This is a genomic window from Oleiphilus sp. HI0043 (genome assembly GCF_001634935.1).
The window spans coordinates 1-436 of sequence record NZ_LWEY01000857.1 but is presented as its reverse complement, the minus strand read 5'-3'; the positions used below and the strand labels follow the sequence as shown (position 1 = coordinate 436).

The 436-nt window shown below is 47.2% G+C and carries 2 protein-coding genes; one reads left to right on the top strand and one right to left on the bottom strand.

The genetic code is table 11. The features are described from left to right. Positions 1-9 precede the first annotated feature (9 nt). The gene (locus tag A3729_RS34545; protein WP_369820122.1) at positions 10-144 is read left to right on the top strand and encodes a hypothetical protein; all 135 of its coding nucleotides are present in this window, start codon (positions 10-12) and stop codon (positions 142-144) included. On the opposite strand, the gene A3729_RS32720 is transcribed toward A3729_RS34545, so the two are convergent. After that, positions 141-436 (bottom strand): tol-pal system YbgF family protein (locus A3729_RS32720; RefSeq protein WP_197475743.1); only part of this gene is annotated, 296 nt, incomplete at its 5' end. The genes A3729_RS34545 and A3729_RS32720 overlap by 4 nt on opposite strands.

Genomic DNA, 436 nt, shown 5'->3' with positions numbered 1-436 from the left:
GTGGTCAAAATGCTTGAGCGCCTTCCTAAAAACGTAATCGTTCACCGGCTAACCGGAACAGCCTCGCAAGACATTCTGCTTGCCCCACAGTGGTGTGGGAAGAAGTGGCAAATACTCAATGCCATCAATGATCGGCTCAGTTAATGTGAGTCAAGGTGTTCTAGCAAGCGCCTTGCGGCTTCCTTAAACTCGGTATCCGGAAAGTTCTCGTCAATATAGTGCAAGAATGCACGTGCTTTTTCCGGTGTCTTGGACTTCGAAAGAATAGTCTTAGCGGCTAGTAAATATAACTTCGCCAATTCCGGGCACGAGTCAAATCGTTGGTGCGCTTCACGTGCTAACCAAAGCACCAGTTTATACTCTTTCATCTGATAAAACGCTTCAGCCAGATCGAGGCTCAGTTGAATATCGTGCACCAGGAACTTCTCTTGCTCAT

What these genes read in the sequence shown, in the direction of transcription:
- A3729_RS34545 (WP_369820122.1), top strand. Translation starts at nt 10, where the DNA reads ATGCTTGAGCGCCTTCCTAAAAACGTAATCGTTCACCGGCTAACCGGA.